Source organism: Kiloniella litopenaei, assembly GCF_000982415.1.
GTDB classification, from domain to species: domain Bacteria; phylum Pseudomonadota; class Alphaproteobacteria; order Kiloniellales; family Kiloniellaceae; genus Kiloniella; species Kiloniella litopenaei.
This window is the reverse complement of sequence record NZ_LANI01000005.1, coordinates 37,574-53,423: the sequence shown is the minus strand read 5'-3', so window position 1 is coordinate 53,423 and position 15,850 is coordinate 37,574. Positions and strand designations below refer to the sequence as shown.

Below are 15,850 nucleotides of genomic sequence, written 5' to 3'. Positions count from 1 at the left end.
ATCGCCCGACTATGTTGCTGTGAACCGATTAAAAAGCTGGTCTATGCCTTGTTTCATAGAAAATTCACCTCTCACACGCTTTGCCCCAGCTTCCCCTAACCTTTTCCTGAGCGCAGGATCCTTGATAAGCTTATTAAGGGCATCACTTAAAGCATCCGGGTTTTCTGGTGAAACCAATATACCCGTTTCATTGTTAACAATAAGCTCAGGTATAGCAGATATATCGGTTGAAAGGCAGGCCAGAGCCTGACTTTGTGCTTCCATAAGCACATTTGGCATGCCGTCGCGATCCCCGTCTTCGGTGATTCTGGACGCTAATACAAAAAGATCTGCTTTTCGGTATTGCTTCAGAACGACCTCTTGCGGTTGAGCGCCCATCCAGAAGATTTTATGGCTAATGCCGAGTGATTCAGCCTGATCTTTCAGGCTCTTGCTTAATGTTCCCCCTCCGATATGAATAAATTGCCAATGTAAAGTTGGGGGTAGATGGGAAAGGGCTTTCAAAAGATCGTCATAGCCTTTTTTGGCAACTGCCCGCCCTACGGAAATCAGGGTAACTTTTTTATCTTCTGAACTACCGTCATTCAGTGAATGGCTGTTCGCTGCTTTATCGAAACGGTCAAAATCAAGACCGTGGTAGACAAGGTCTACACGGCCTTTGTCTTGGGTTAAGCCCCTTAAATAGTCCACGTTAAATTTTGTGCAGGTTGCCAACCACTTAATGTCGGCCAGCTTTTCTCTCAATTCCCACTCTGGCGATGTCCATATATCCTTGGCATGGGCCGATCCGCACCAGGGAATTCCACGCATAAAGGATGCATAGCGTGTGACAGAAGAGGGAGTGTGTAAAAAGTGCGCGTAGAGCCAATCAACATCCTCTGGCAATTCAGCTGCGAGAACACAGGCTTGGGCAAAACGCCTTATTCTATTTGGCGTTCGGTCACGTTTCAGGTCTTTGATGAAAAGAGAAAATGCCTTTTTATATCCTGCCATCTTCCGGGCTTTCCACCAGCTTTTCAAAACCCGTAAAGGTTCTTGATAGATATACTCGGGCAGGTAACTGACGGGCGCCTTGATTTCCTGATGAATGGGATGTGTGGATGTATCCGTTGGATGGCGCAGTGAGACCAGTGAAAGGTCTAGGCCGCGTTGTTCCAGCGCAAGAAGTTCCTGTGCGATAAAAGTTTCGGAAAGGCGTGGATACCCCTTAAGAATTACGGTTATTTTTTTCATACCGCCGGATTATATCTCTTTTTCTGTTGTCTGCTTTGGGGAGACGTCTTTTGGGTGTGGAGCGCGATTAAGCAGATGTTGTTAGTTTGTATTTGATAACTTATCAATTAATCCGAGCTTTGAAAGCTTTGCCTTGAAGCAGTTATCAGCAAGTTTGATCACATTTTTCTGACCATCAAGCAAACCGGGGACAACCACATCGGATGGCAGATGTTGTTGAGGTAAGTTCCTCAAGGCAGTTGCCATTTTTTGCGGGTCGCGCTTGCCATCATTTTCGAGCATACACACCAAGCCTAGTTCCTGTGCACGACTGGCCCTTATGTATTGCTCCATTCTGGGAACAGTTCTAGGTACGATGAGAGCGCGTTTATCGTAGGAAAGAATTTCACAGAAAGTATTGTATCCGCCCATACCAACAATACCGATGGCTCTATCGACCAGACTCTCGAATTGTGCATTAAAGGTGATGGCTTCAACATTTGGCAGTTTGCTGGCGCGAACTTGAAAATCGTGTTGAAGGTCGCTGTTCATAAAGGGACCAAGAGCAATCAGCGCAGGATATGGCAGGTCCGGGTCACTTTCATAGGCAGAGAGAACCCAATCGATTATTTCTTCACCATCACCGCCCCCACCGACAGTCACAAGCAAATAGGGCGTTTCTTCATCGATTTTTTCCAGAACAGGCATGGGAACATCGTTGCCCCCGGTTCGCCGCAGATATCCGGTATAGGTCATCTTTCTTTGGACTGACGGGGGCAGGTCAATGCCATCCAACGGATCACATATTTGAGGAAGGCCATAGACCCATATGTCGTCATAATATTCAGATAAAGCGGGGGCTGTATTCTTACGTTCCCATTCATTTGACAGCAGATCCGGATCATCCATGACGTCTCTGAGGCCGAGCACACAGGGGGTGCCTCTACTTTTCAGCAAGCGAAGTGTGTCTTCCACTTCACCTCTTAGGCCCAAAGGCTCCTTATCCACAATGAAAAGGTCGGGGTCATAAAACTCTGCTGTGTGTTTGATAATAGAAGATCTGATGCTCAGAGTTTGTTCAATATCAATATGCAGATTGAGAGAGGTGTAATCGCCATTTCTCAGTTTGATTACGCCAGGGATACGGACAAAATCCACCCGTGCCTTAAATCCGAAAGATCCAATGATTGGTGACCCAGACAGAATTAAAACTGATAGGTTTTTATGTTCTTCCACCAGTGTATGGGCAATTTCCCGACAGCGTCGCAAATGCCCCAGACCAAAGCTATCGTGACTGTAAATCAGAACACGGGTACTTTTTTGATCGTCAACAATGTGTCTACTGTCTTTTGTAATGGTTTTGCTCCCCTCAATAATGTCGGGACTATGCCATAATTCATTCCCAAGACCCAAGAAAGAATATAGCCAAAGAGTATTTTACCAGTTTTTTTGTGATAAATATCGCATGGATTATGTGTAACTATATGTTCTAAAAAAATTTTCTATTTGGCATGACATAATCACATCCCCGGTGCACTGCGTTCTTTATAATACTGTAGAGTTATTAATTAGGAGAGACACGTTGGATAACAATCAGTTTATGCTCTTCGAGTTTACCTCTGTTGTGACTTCGGATAGGCTAATCGTTGTCGCACATTAAAATTTGTGGACGGTTTACCGGAAAAAATCTTATTTTATCCTGTAACCACTTGAAATACAGATGTAATGGCTGCAATTAAACTTTTAAAGGACGGCTGCGGGGGATTAGGGGCACTATGGAGCAACGACTTTTTAAGTATATTTGGAAGCACAGTAAAGCAGACCAGATTAAAATTTTGTTCCTGGTACTTGCTTCAATGCCTTTTTACTTTCTGTCATTGGATTTACCAAAAAGCATAATAAACCGGGCTGTCGACTCTCAAAATTTTTCTGACATTAATTCAACTTTGTCTTTCATGCGGTTTGACCTTCCCTTTGGGGAAGCAATCTTTGGTCAGCCGGTGGTGTTGTTTGAGGGGTTTGATTTAACACAAATCTCTTTACTGTTTGCATTGTGTTTTTCCTTTTTGGGGTTGGTACTTGTCAACGGTCTATTCAAGTTTGTAATCAATACGTTAAAAGGTCAGCTAGGGGAGCGAATGCTCCGCAGGCTACGGTTTGAATTGACTGATCGTATTCTCCGGTTTCCAGTTATGCACAGCCGACGGGTCAAGCAGGCAGAGATTGCAACAATGCTTAAGGATGAAGTCGAACCTTTGGGCGGCTTTATCGGTGATGCCATTGTTACCCCCGTCTTTTTAGGCGGCCAAGCCTTAACGGCCTTGATTTTTATTATGGTCCAGAACGTGTGGTTGGGCATTGTGGCCATGAGCATCGTATTGGTGCAGGCTTTTTTGATTCCCAAACTGCGGCGACGTATTCTCGACCTTGGTCGCCAACGGCAGATGACAGCACGGGCGTTGGCTGGTCGCGTTAGTGAATTGGTCGAAGGTGCCGTTGAAATTCAGGCCCATGATACCAGCAACTATGAGCGTGCCGAGATATCAAGCCGGCTGGGCAAGATTTTCAAAATTCGATATGAAATTTATCAGAGAAAGTTTTTTGTTAAGTTTCTGAACAACTTGTTGGCGCAAATAACACCTTTTATCTTTTATCTTGGCGGTGGATATTTGGTAATAACCGGACAGTTTGAAATCGGTACCCTTGTGGCGGTTCTTGCAGCTTATAAGGATTTACCCCCGCCGATCAAAGATCTCATTAACTGGGATCAGCAACGAAATGATGTTCAAATCAAGTACGAGCAGGTTGCTGAACAGTTCCAGCCAAATGGTATGATCGATGCAGAAATGCAACGACTTGAAGAAAAGCATAGCCCGCCACTGGAAGGGGATATTGTTGCAAGCAACCTTTGTCTGGTTGATGAAAATGAGAACAAACTTCTAGACGGTATCACTTTCAGTGTTGGTGTTGATAAGAAAATTGCCGTTGTTGGCAACGCCAGCAGTGGAAAGGAATATCTGGGGTTGCTTCTTGCCAATTTGGTTAAATCGTCTTCGGGGTCGATGAAGATAGGGGGCAAATCAATGGCTCAATTGCCTTCTGCCATAACCGGACGTCGAATTTCCTATGTTAGTTCTGAGGCTTATCTATTTCCCTTGTCGGTTATGGACAACCTTTTTTATGGGTTACGGAACTGGATGATCAAAGATTCATCCCTGCTTTCTCATTCCGAGGCTGAATATCAACGCGAAAAGCAAGAAGCCCTGCGGACTGGAAACATTGCGCTCAACCCTGATGGTGAATGGGTCGACTTTGTTTCTGCGGGGATTAATGATCCGGCGGAATTGGTGCCTCGGGTTACAGAGGTATTGCGTGCCGTTGATTTTGAAGAAGATGTTTATTTATTCGGACTAAGTGGCATCGTTGATAGTGAAAATCGACCAGACATTGCTGAAAGCATCCTTGGGGCAAGGATAGCGTTAAAGGAGCACCTTAAATCCACAGGCGATGAAGATCTTGTAATCGCTTTTGATCCCGAGAAATACAATAATAACGCGACTTTGCGCGAAAACCTTTTATTTGGAACACCCCGTAAAAAGCAGTATGCGGGAAATAACCTTTTGGCGATGCCGGTTTTGCGCGAGGCAGTTGAAGAAGCAGACCTGCGGGACAGTATTTATAATATGGGTTTGTCCATTGCCCGTACGATGGTTGAACTTTTTATGGGATTGCCACCGTCTCATCAGTTCTTTGAGCAGTTTAGTTTTATATCTGCAGATGATTTGCCCGAGTTCGATAAAATAGTGAAAAGAGCTGATAAAAGCAGCTTTGCCGATATATCTGATTCTGATCGGGAAGCTTTGATGTATTTGCCTTTTGATTATGTCGAGGCCCGTCATCGTCTTGGGCTTGTAACCAAAGATGTCGAGGCAAAAATCTTAAGGGCCCGTAAGATTTTTGCAGAGAAACTGGAAAGCCGTGACCCGGACGCAGTCGAGTTTTATGATCCGGACAATTATAACTCAGCAGCTAGTATTCAGGATAATATATTGTTTGGTCGTTTGGCCTATGGTCGTGCGGAAGCTGGCGCAACAATAGGGCGCGTCATGACAGAGCTTTTGGATGATTTGGGGCTAAGGTCAGAAGTTATTGAAGTTGGCCTGGAATTTAATGTTGGTATTGCAGGTAACCGTCTAAGCAGCGTTCAGCGACAAAAGCTGGCATTGGCGCGATCGCTGATCAAACGACCTGATTTATTGATCCTGAATGAAGCAGCAGCGGTTATGGATTCACAGAGTCAAAACAGGCTGGTTCCGTCTATTATGGAAGCGCAGGAAAATCGAGGTGTTTGTTGGACATTGCAAAGAGCCAGTTTGTCGCAGCATTTCGAATATGTCATTGTAATGCAAAATGGAAAAGTTGTTGAAAGCGGCCGTTTTGAAGAGCTGAACAAAGATGGAAAAGTTTTAAAAAGTCTTATTGATGATGAATAGAAAAATCAAGAAATAGCCATCGTGAAACGAAGCCAAAGAGAAACAGAGTAGCTGGAAAAATAAGTAGATGTCGATTGAACAAGAAGTTGAAGCGTTAAAAAACATACCACTTTTCGCAAACATTGATCCTTCTCGGTTAAAACTTATGGCTTTTGCGAGTGAAAGACTTACTTTCAAGGAAGGAAAGGAGCTTTTTCATCAGGGAGATGCCGGAGATGCGGCCTATATTTTTATCGAAGGAGAGGCCGATGTTATTGTTGATACTGACGATGGACCTCTTGTCGTTGCGACCTTTGGGAAAAATGATTTTGTCGGTGAAATTGCTATCCTCTGTGATGTACCAAGAACAGCAACTATTAAAGCCAAGTCAGAGCTGGTAACTCTCAAGATTACCAAAGAACTCTTTTTTAATATGGTGATGGACTTTCCTGAAATGGGGGTCGAGGTTATGCGGGTTCTTGCGCACCGCATCGACCATACTACGAGTCAATTGACCGAAGCCCGGAACGCGCTGGCTGAAAAGACAAGTTGAGGTTTACATTGTCTCAGCGGACGTTTCTGTGGGACGTTCCGTGTATCTGCAGATTTAAATAAACCTCTGAGACACATTTCAAATCACGCTGTGGCGATGGTTCAATTTAGATCAACAGTAAATCTTTCTTGCTGATCAGACATCAATATCGACGACATTTGGAACGTGGTCAGAGGGTTTTTCCCAGCCGCGGGTGTGTCTGACAATTTCGAACTTTTTTAAAGCAGGTTTCAAACTTTGGGTTGCAAGTATGTGATCCAACCGCCATCCGTAATCTTTTTCAAAGGATGGTTTGTAGCGATAGCCCCACCAGCTATAGAGCGGTTGATCATCCGGGACAAAGTGACGGCCGACATCGATTAAATCGCCTGATTGTCTTAGCCCTGCCATAAGGTCACTTTCCAAAGGTGTGTGACCAACTGATTTCAACAGCTTCTTATGGTTCCAGACATCCTTTTCCAAGGGGGCAACGTTAAGGTCGCCAACAAGGATTAATTTTTTATCTTTTATATCTGGATTTTTGACCCACTTTGCCATTTCTTTGAGGAACTGGATTTTATGGGCAAATTTGTCATTTTGTTCCGGATCCGGAATGGGGCCACCTGATGGTACATAAAAATTATGAACTTCCAGGCCATTATTCAGTGTGACGGACAGGTGCCTTCGGTCATCCTTGTTACACCAGACAATTTTCTGATGGCTTTGAACTGCTTTTTTGCACAAGATCGCAACGCCATTATAACTTTTTTGCCCGTGGAAAAATACCTCTTCATAACCCATTGATTCTAAATCGGATAAGGGGAATTCGCTGTCTTGTACTTTTGTTTCTTGAAGACATAGAACATCTGGACCATGGCTATCTGTGAAATCTTTGAGGTGCCCCAAACGCTGTCTGATCGAGTTGATGTTCCAGGTAGCAATACGAAGTGACATTTATTTATTCCATACGCGAAATGATTTCATTCCACTATCGTTATGAATTTGTTTCGAATATGGAATGTTTAATAGGTTTTTGTTTCTGAGGCGAAACGAGTGTTAAATGCTTTAATCAAATAATGTTAATTTTATTCCTAAGATACTTTAACACATAGATCTAAGGAATAAAAGAAAGGAACACCTGATTGGGGGGATAACCAGGTGTTCCCGCTTCTTCGCAGAGTTTCAAGGAACCAGAGGGGGGATTCCAGTTCCTTTAACGTCGCCAGGAGTGAGGTAGGAGGCGACGTGATTCTAAGATAAGCCATCTAGTGGGGATTTCAATGAACCTGTGGATAAAATTTAAGTTATAGGTTTTTATTCACAGATTTTTTGTATTTTAGAGAATATTATCCTTATTTGTGCAGAAAAACGCTGATTAAATTGGGTATAGGTCAAGGGACTCCACGGAAACTATGATCTTTTGGGGGGAGTAACTGCGCCGAAGAAAAGATGATCTATTGTATCCTGTTAATCACGGCTTTTCCAAAAGCCCTGAAGATAGCTTGTGATGTGCTATTTTCACTTGCTTTGTATTCCGGGTGCCATTGAACACCGAGAACAAAAGACTTTTGTCCAGGCATGGAAATGGCTTCTATCGTTCCGTCTTTTGCGGTTGCATCGGCCATGAGACCATCCCCGAGTTTGTTGACCGCCTGATAGTGTAATGAATTTACCATCGCATCGTCTTTTTTCAGGATCTCATACAATCGGCCATTTCGGTCAAGCGTAATTGAATGATTTGGCCCGTAGTCAATTTCCATATTGTTTGTGTCTGGGCTGCTATGATCCATGCGGTCTGCGATCTCTTTGACCTGTGGATATAAACTGCCACCTAAGGCGACATTAAGCTCTTGAAACCCGCGACAGATAGCTAAAAGGGGGACTTCCTGATTAATGGCTTCTTTGATTAAGGCAAAAGTTGTCTGGTCCCGCATTTCGTCATAGGGCTCAGCCTCTGGAGAGGGCGATGCTCTATAACGTTTGGGGTGTACGTTACTGGCGCTTCCGGTCAGCATTATGCCATCAAGTTTGGAAACCAGACGTGGAATATCCAATAGATCAGGTAATGCTGGAATGATCACAGGCATTGTATTTGATGATGTGGCTACGGCGCGTAGATATTTATCGTCGACGGCATGATAGGGTTTAGGTGTTTCTGCTTTATAGAGGCATGCTGATACACCGACGATGGGAAGTACTGGTGATAATGTTGGATTGGCCATTGGACTTACGGATCAAAAAACTCAGGAAAATGTGATTTGTGATCGTACTGTATAAGCTATTGAGTGCAAGTATGATTCTATCGGTAAGGATGATTGGTTTGTAGCAAAACTCAAAATAAGTAAAACGATATAATCGAATATTGAATATATGGCGGTGCAGTAACTAGATGGAAAATTTTGTAGAAGTGCTTTTGACCTATAAAGGATTGATCGTTTTTGTTTGGCTCTTATTGCTTTTTGTCTTGGAGCGAACTTTTCCTGCTTCTGCTTTGACAAAAAACAGCGAAGGAGTTGAAAAATATTTCCCTGTCAGGGTTTGGCGGAATATATGCCTCTGGTTCTGTAATTTGCTTTTGTCACCGCTTGTGGTTATTCCCCTGACTATTTGGGCCACCACACATCTTGTTGGCTGGCGTCCAGCTGTTTTATCAGGTGGTATTGGTATTATTCTGGATGTGATTTTGTTAGATTGCTTTATCTATTGGTGGCATCGGCTCAATCATGAAATCCCGTTTCTCTGGCGGTTTCATGAAATACATCACCTGGACATGAACTTAGATACAACTTCGGCTCTTCGCTTTCATTTTGGGGAGGTTATATTATCCGCAATTATGAGAGTTCTCGTTATTGTTCTTTTTGATATCCCATTGGTATCCGTCATAATTTTTGAAACGATATTATTGGTCGGAACGATTTTCCACCATTCAAATCTACGATTGGACCAGAGATTGGAAAAAGCCTTGTCCATGGTCATTGTAACACCATCCATCCATTGGGTTCATCATCATGCACTTCGGAGCGATACAGATAGTAATTACGGTTCAGTTTTCAGCTTCTGGGATAGAGTTTTCAGTTCTAAAAGCCTTGCGCGAAGAACATTAAATATGAAAATAGGGGTAGAGGGAGCGACGGATAAATCCCTCCCACAGCTATTCCTCAGGCCTTTTGTAAAAAGAAAAGATTAGTCGCCTATTTTTTTCTTTTTCATATCCAGATCATCTGTTTTGAACACAGCCTCGTCAATCGACGCATCATAAACAGGGTTAACAAGCGACACCTGTGTTGTAATGCCTTGTGCATCAACTACTTCCCACTTTCGCAGAGATATTGGGTTATCACTAAATAACAATGTCATCTGTGTGCCGTCGGATTCACCTTCGGCTCTTATTTCCAGTTGAATTGTACTGTCAGATTCCTGTGCGCGAAGGATTTGGATGTCCTTATGAAGCTCGACCTTTTCGCGAATTAGAAACCACAAGGGTGTTTTCCATAGGGGCAAATAAGTCGATTGTTTTAATTTTTTATCGAAATAGAGCAGGGTGACTCCGTTTGCGATCATGACGATTGGCACGGGTTCGTCATATTCAAAACGCATCCTTCCCGGACGTTGAATGTTAACGTTTCCCTCGGCTAGACTACCATTGCTGGAAATTTGAATGAACCGTGCCGAGACTGATTTCAGGTCGTTAAGATAAGATTCGACACGACGAACAATTGATACTTCATCAGGGGATAGCCCATCCAGACCGCTTGTTTTCTCCGCAGGGGGTGTTTCTGTCTTTGTGTCGGCTAAGGCAGCGTGATCACTTGCGATGAGTTGTCCCGTTAAAATAAACGCGGCAAAAAACATAGCCGTCATTAAGGATTTTAAGGAAAATATTTTATAAAACATGATCAAAGTTTGATCCTTAATAAATCAATAGTTCGATAGTAAGTTTGTGCGCTGTATCGGTCCTGAAAACAAGGCCGTATCTATACGTATTCTATTCATCTCTGTCTGGAACCAGCACTTCCCGTTTTCCAACGTGGTTTGCAGATGAAATAACGCCTTCGTCTTCCATCCTTTCAATGATAGTGGCAGCGCGGTTGTATCCGATCTGAAGACGTCGCTGGACGTAGCTGGTCGATGCTTTTCTGCTTTTAACCACTTCCGCGACTGCTCGGTCATAGAGCTCGTCTGCTTTGCTACCATTTCCACCGCTACTGGAGGGAGCGGCGGCGTCAAAATCAGGGCTTTCAGAGTCTTCGGTGGTAACTGATTCGATGTAGTTCGGCATGGCCTGTTTTTTTAGCCAGTTCACGACTTCCTCTACCTCTTCATCCGTTACCAGTGGGCCGTGGACACGCTGAATTCTGCCGCCCTGACCCATGTATAGCATATCACCTTGTCCAAGAAGTTGTTCAGCCCCCTGTTCCCCAAGGATTGTACGACTGTCAATTTTTGACGTGACGTGGAAACTGATGCGTGTCGGGAAGTTGGCTTTGATTGTACCGGTAATAACATCAACCGAGGGACGTTGTGTTGCCATCATAATATGAATCCCCGCGGCACGGGCCATTTGTGCAAGCCGTTGAATCGCTGCTTCAATATCCTTACCAGCCACAAGCATAAGATCGGCCATTTCATCGACTACAACGACGATATAGGGCAGTGCGTTCATATCAAACGGTTGTTCTTCGTGAATAGGTTGCCCGGTTTCAGGGTCAAACCCTGTCTGGACTTTACGTGTCAGAATTTCACCGTTCTTGCGTGCTTCTGCCATTCGGGCGTTATAGCCGTCGATATTTCGGACGCCCAGTTTGGACATGGCGCGATAACGATCTTCCATTTCACGCACAGTCCATTTGAGGGCAACTACCGCTTTTTTAGGCTCTGTCACCACAGGTGCTAACAGATGTGGAATATTGTCATAGACAGACAGTTCCAACATCTTGGGGTCAATCATGATGAATTTACATTCATCTGGCGTAAAGCGGTATAACAGCGACAGAATCATTGCATTCACGGCCACTGATTTACCCGATCCTGTGGTACCGGCAATCAGTAAGTGTGGCATGCGTGCAAGATCCACAATAGAGGGGATGCCACCGATATCTTTCCCGAGAATGATGGGAAGTTTGCCCTTGTCTTTGTCGTAGTCGCTGGACCCCATTAATTCTTGCAGATAGACGGTTTGCCGTTTGCTGTTTGGCAGTTCTATACCAATTGTTGTTGATCCAGGGACAACGGCAACACGTACTGAAATTGCGGACATTGATCGGGCGACATCATCGGCAAGGCCAACAACCCGACTGGTTTTGGTGCCGGGGGCAGGCTCTAGTTCATAGCGTGTAACAACCGGACCGGGGCGGATTGTAACGATCTCGCCCTTGACGCCAAAATCATCCAAAACGGTTTCCAGTAAACGCGCCGTTTTTTCCAATGCGTCTTTACTAAGGCTATTTTTCCCTGAATCACTGGGGGGATCATTGAGTATGGAAATCGGGGGCAGTTCATATTCACCATCAACAGTTTCCAGATTCAGACGCCCCTGTTCTTCCGCTTTGATCCGTTTGCTTGGCTTTGTTGGTTTTGCAGATGTTTCAACACGCGCGTTGGTAATTTTTTCGTCTTCCAGAGTGGGTTCAATTCGATCTTTCTTTGCCCGTCTGCGAATGGCTTGATCTCTTTTCCCTCTGATATCCGGGGTTTCATCATCGTCACGATTATTTTTGAACGGGTTAGGTGCGTTGAAGATGTGTTTGATTTGCCCCGCAGCAGAAAAGCCAAATTTTAATCCGCGTCCGATTGTTTGCCATTCTTCTTTTCTGAGGGCGACAGCATAGAGGAAAAGGGGAATGGCAATAAAAAATGAGGCGACAGAAAGCACCCAGGACAAGTTGCCTAAATAGGGTTGTGATTCGTTAAGAATTAATTGACCAAAGGTACCGCCTAAACTGGATGTCTGACCCTGTCCCAACCACCCCTCTGTTTGTGGAAGCCCTGCAAATGCGATGAGAAGGGAAAGGGTTAAAAATGGTAGAGTTAAAATTCTAAGCCAAGGATGTCTCAGGCCGTGATCTTTGAAACACCTCCAGCACCAGCCAATGAGTATGAGAGGCAAACAATAGGCAGATAACCCGATAAATGGGAGCATAAAACTTGCTGTTTGAGCACCATAAATACCCAGAAGGTTCTCTACCATTCCATCTGTGGCCCTATTAAAGCCGGGGTCATTCGGGCTATAGGTTACGAGGGACAGGAAAAGTAAACAGCCTGTAAGGAAGAGGGTGGCACCCAGACACTCTATCAGGCGCTTTTTAAAAAATACGCCTGTTCCCTGAGGCAGGAGTTGAACTTTATCTGATTTGGCGGATCTTGCCATTAATCGTTAACCCCTATGTCTTTTATTTCTTTCAGTATGTTTGCGATACTCAAAAGAGCCTGTTCCATAAAGCTTGGATCGTAAACCAAGGCAAGACGGATATAGCGATCCCCCGGGGATGTGCCTTTACTGTTTGCGTGGCTCATAAAGGCACCGGGCATGACACGAATGCCGGCCTCTTGCCATAGTTTTTTTGTTACCTCTATGCCGTTGCCTACATCTAGCCACAAACAAAAACCACCAGCAGGGATTTCTACGCTATGGGCTTGCCCCAAGATTTTTTTGGCGAGATCGAAGTTCTGTTTATAACGTGCGCGATTCTCTTTGACGTGCTCTTCATCTTGCCACAAGCGTGTGCCTGCTGCCTGGACTGGAATGGGAACACCAGCACCACCAACCTGACAGGTTGTGTTAATCATAGAGATCCATTTCTCATCACCGGCAATGAAACCACAACGAAGACCAGCAGCACTAGATCGTTTGGAAAGAGAATGAAAAACCAGAATATTGGCTAAGGGATCTATCTGAGAATTATGGGAAAAATTTGTGTTTGTTTCTGTTGTGGTTTCCCCAACCATATCCTGGGCTATTTCCAGTGCCATTTCTAAGGCTGAATGTGGGGCTGTTTCATTATATATCTCGGCATAACATTCATCAAAGACGACAACGAAGTCGTATTTGCGAGCAAGAGAAATAAGATCTTTGATCTGTTGTGGGGTTGCGACCGCTCCTTCGGGGTTAGAGGGGCTGCAAAGCACGCAAAGTTCGGTCCGTTCTAGAATATCTTCGGGCACGGTTGTGTAATCGGGAAGATAACCACTTTCCTTAGTCGCGCTTACGGTTACAACTTCTGCAGCGGCGGCAGCGGCAGCTCCGGTGTAAACATGATAACAAGGGTTTGGTGTAAGAAATACAGGGGCTTGAGTATCCTTTTGGGGCGTAGAAAGGACAGTAAGGGCCGTCATAAACAACCCTTCGCGTGTTCCCGGTACAGCCAAAAGATGTTTTGTCGGATCAATAAATTGCTCAGGGAGATTGTAACGTTTTTCCAGCCAATTGGCGCTAGCTTCCAGGTAATCAGGTGTTCCCTTTGAAAGAGGGTATTTTGACCAACCTGTTGACGCTTTTTCAATTTCTTCGGCAACAAATGCTGGTGGCTGAGTCTGCGGTTCGCCGATAGAAAGGTTTATCACCTGTCCATCTTGCAGGCATGATCGGCCGACAGGTATGTCTTCGAGTAAGGCGCGAAGGCGAGTAAAGGGATGAAATTCCTGTAAATTTTGGCGATCAACAAATTGGCGGGTAATCACGTGAACTCTTAACCTCGGACTCTTAATAATGTTTTGGTCAACATGAATTGGTTTAATTAATGTAACTAAATACCAATTCGGGCAAGAGCGTGGCTAGTGAAAAGAAATATTTTTGGGCTTTAATTAAAAAGACCGCCTATTACGGGGATGTAATAGGCGGCAAGTTAAGACCCTACTAGGAAAGAGCTCGGATAGCGGTCTGTAGGGCCTAAGGAGGATGAGACATACCGGAAAAGGGATTAACCGGATATCTCAGGTGGTTTTACGATCAATTGCAAAACCACCAGTTTCAGTGGGGAGACTGAAGTCGTTAGACGAGTTTCTGAGAACCTCGTCCAAATTCCGGGTAGGCTTCGAGGCCGAGTTCGCTTACATCAAGTCCGTTGTATTCTTCTTCTTCAGAGATACGAATACCAACAGTAATCTTGAGCAAAATCCACAAGGTTGCACTACAGATAATGGTGAAGGCACCAATTGCGATGATTCCTGTTAATTGGGAAACGATACTGCCAGAACCAAAAATTCCTACGGCAAGGGTTCCCCAGATTCCAGCGCAAAGGTGAACAGGAATAGCGCCGACAACATCATCAATCTGAAGACTATCAAGCAGGGGAACGGCAAAGACCACTATTGCACCACCAATGCCGCCGATGATTATGGCCATATAAGCGTGGGAGACATCGGGTCCGGCAGTAATCGCAACCAACCCTGCAAGTGCACCGTTAAGGGCCATTGTAAGATCAACTTTTTTGTATAGAAGTTGTGTCAGGATCATGGCGGCAACAACACCAGCAGCAGCGGCGATGTTTGTGTTCACAAATACGATCGCCATGGCAACGGCATCTGCTGCGGATCCAAGAGCAAGTTGTGATCCACCGTTAAAGCCGAACCATCCCATCCAGAGGATAAAGGTACCAAGTGTGGCCAAGGGGAGATTTGAGCCGGGGATTGGTTTTACGCGTCCCTCGGCAGTGAATTTACCTTTGCGTGGACCTAGAATGATCGCACCCGTCAGAGCAGCCCACCCACCTACAGAGTGAACGATACTGGATCCGGCAAAATCACTGAAGCCCAGATCAGCCAACCAGCCACCACCCCAGCTCCAGGAAGCTTGAATTGGATAGATTATGGCGGTCAATACGGCGATAAATAGCATGAAAGGCCAGAATTTAATGCGCTCTGCAAGAGTGCCAGAGACAATAGAGGCGGTTGCAGCAACAAAGACCATTTGGAAAAACCAGTCAGACATAACGGAATAACCGTTTGAAGTAACTGCTGTAATCATTTCTTCGGTGCTTGTTTCTGCGGAAAGCAGGGCGACCTCTGCCTCTCCTGAATCATAAAAGAAACTAAATGTTCCAATAAAACCGCCTTCTTCCACGCCAACATATAAAAGGTTATAGCCAACGAGATAAAACATCAGCCCAGCGATGGAATAGAGTGCAATATTTTTCAGACATATAGCCGCTGTGTTTTTACTTCGAACCAATCCTGCTTCTAGCATGGCAAAACCAGCAGCCATCCACATAACAAGGACACCATTTATCAAAAAGGAAAATGTGTTGAAGACAAACGCGGTCTCTTCCGTTACTGCGGCTTGAGCTGGTGCAGAGAGCGTAAGCAACGAAACTGTGACCGCAGAAAGTGCGATAGTATTTTTGTTGGAACTGAGAAAGCTGGACATTATTTCTTCCATTATTTGCGTTCTGGGACTGATCCATTAGATCCAAGAAACGTGCCAACTTTAAAAAAATAAAATAATTATATATATCAATATGATAGATGTTGTATATGGTACTTTGATGTGGATTCAAATTGTGCAATGCAAAAATAATAATGCCCAATATTTAATCATTGATCGTTTGGTGATTAAATATTGGGCATTATGTGCGTGTTGAGAAAGTGGGGTAGGTAAAAGCCACGATTGAACTAATGGCTTTAAGCCTATAAGCATTAA

The 15,850-nt window shown here is 44.5% G+C and carries 11 protein-coding genes; 3 read left to right on the top strand and 8 right to left on the bottom strand.

The features are described 5' to 3' along the window. Positions 1–9 precede the first annotated feature (9 nt). Together WH95_RS08380 and WH95_RS08375 are read right to left on the bottom strand one after the other, a co-directional pair. Complete coding sequence (locus WH95_RS08380) at positions 10–1,233, bottom strand: glycosyltransferase family 4 protein (protein ID WP_046505592.1); 1,224 nt, start codon at positions 1,231–1,233, stop codon at positions 10–12. Between the two features lie 81 nt (positions 1,234–1,314). Further along, on the bottom strand, positions 1,315–2,625 hold the full coding sequence (locus WH95_RS08375) for a glycosyltransferase family protein (RefSeq protein ID WP_245622945.1): 1,311 nt from the start codon (positions 2,623–2,625) through the stop codon (positions 1,315–1,317). Between the two features lie 362 nt (positions 2,626–2,987). Between WH95_RS08375 and WH95_RS08370 the strand changes: the two genes are divergently transcribed. After that, positions 2,988–5,705, top strand: a complete 2,718-nt coding sequence (locus tag WH95_RS08370; RefSeq protein ID WP_046505591.1) for an ABC transporter transmembrane domain-containing protein — start codon at positions 2,988–2,990, stop codon at positions 5,703–5,705. Positions 5,706–5,772: 67 nt separating this feature from the next. Continuing rightward, complete coding sequence (locus WH95_RS08365; protein ID WP_046505588.1) at positions 5,773–6,237, top strand: cyclic nucleotide-binding domain-containing protein; 465 nt, start codon at positions 5,773–5,775, stop codon at positions 6,235–6,237. Positions 6,238–6,372: 135 nt separating this feature from the next. On the opposite strand, the gene xth is transcribed toward WH95_RS08365, so the two are convergent. Together xth and WH95_RS08355 are read right to left on the bottom strand one after the other, a co-directional pair. Further along, positions 6,373–7,170, bottom strand: a complete 798-nt coding sequence (gene xth / locus WH95_RS08360; protein WP_046505585.1) for an exodeoxyribonuclease III — start codon at positions 7,168–7,170, stop codon at positions 6,373–6,375. Positions 7,171–7,670: 500 nt separating this feature from the next. Then, positions 7,671–8,438, bottom strand: coding sequence for a gamma-glutamyl-gamma-aminobutyrate hydrolase family protein (locus WH95_RS08355; RefSeq protein WP_046505582.1), 768 nt, complete (start codon positions 8,436–8,438; stop codon positions 7,671–7,673). 167 nt (positions 8,439–8,605) lie between these two features. Between WH95_RS08355 and WH95_RS08350 the strand changes: the two genes are divergently transcribed. Next, positions 8,606–9,403 carry a sterol desaturase family protein gene (locus WH95_RS08350; protein WP_046505580.1) on the top strand — a complete coding sequence of 266 codons (798 nt, stop codon included), beginning with the start codon at positions 8,606–8,608 and terminating at the stop codon, positions 9,401–9,403. Here WH95_RS08350 and WH95_RS08345 read toward each other — a convergent pair. From WH95_RS08345 to amt, 4 genes are all read right to left on the bottom strand, one after another. Beyond that, a complete protein-coding gene (locus WH95_RS08345) occupies positions 9,400–10,110 on the bottom strand; it encodes a LolA family protein (protein WP_052741882.1) in 711 nt (236 codons plus the stop codon). The two genes, WH95_RS08350 and WH95_RS08345, sit on opposite strands and share 4 nt — an antisense overlap. A 91-nt stretch (positions 10,111–10,201) precedes the next feature. Beyond that, positions 10,202–12,583, bottom strand: a complete 2,382-nt coding sequence (locus WH95_RS08340) for a DNA translocase FtsK (RefSeq protein ID WP_046505574.1) — start codon at positions 12,581–12,583, stop codon at positions 10,202–10,204. After that, positions 12,583–13,893, bottom strand: a complete 1,311-nt coding sequence (locus WH95_RS08335) for an aminotransferase class I/II-fold pyridoxal phosphate-dependent enzyme (RefSeq protein ID WP_046505570.1) — start codon at positions 13,891–13,893, stop codon at positions 12,583–12,585. Before WH95_RS08335 ends, WH95_RS08340 begins: the two co-directional genes overlap by 1 nt. Before the next feature lie 310 nt (positions 13,894–14,203). Next, the gene (gene amt / locus WH95_RS08330; RefSeq protein WP_218044475.1) at positions 14,204–15,577 is read right to left on the bottom strand and encodes an ammonium transporter; all 1,374 of its coding nucleotides are present in this window, start codon (positions 15,575–15,577) and stop codon (positions 14,204–14,206) included. Positions 15,578–15,850: the final 273 nt, after the last annotated feature.

Bases quoted from the DNA above. Each gene is read 5' to 3' on its own strand.
- WH95_RS08380 (WP_046505592.1), bottom strand. From the start codon at position 1,233: ATGAAAAAAATAACCGTAATTCTTAAGGGGTATCCACGCCTTTCCGAA.
- WH95_RS08370 (WP_046505591.1), top strand. From the start codon at position 2,988: ATGGAGCAACGACTTTTTAAGTATATTTGGAAGCACAGTAAAGCAGAC.
- WH95_RS08365 (WP_046505588.1), top strand. From the start codon at position 5,773: ATGTCGATTGAACAAGAAGTTGAAGCGTTAAAAAACATACCACTTTTC.
- xth (WP_046505585.1), bottom strand. From the start codon at position 7,170: ATGTCACTTCGTATTGCTACCTGGAACATCAACTCGATCAGACAGCGT.
- WH95_RS08355 (WP_046505582.1), bottom strand. From the start codon at position 8,438: ATGGCCAATCCAACATTATCACCAGTACTTCCCATCGTCGGTGTATCA.
- WH95_RS08350 (WP_046505580.1), top strand. From the start codon at position 8,606: ATGGAAAATTTTGTAGAAGTGCTTTTGACCTATAAAGGATTGATCGTT.
- WH95_RS08345 (WP_052741882.1), bottom strand. From the start codon at position 10,110: ATGTTTTATAAAATATTTTCCTTAAAATCCTTAATGACGGCTATGTTT.
- WH95_RS08340 (WP_046505574.1), bottom strand. From the start codon at position 12,583: ATGGCAAGATCCGCCAAATCAGATAAAGTTCAACTCCTGCCTCAGGGA.
- amt (WP_218044475.1), bottom strand. From the start codon at position 15,577: ATGTCCAGCTTTCTCAGTTCCAACAAAAATACTATCGCACTTTCTGCG.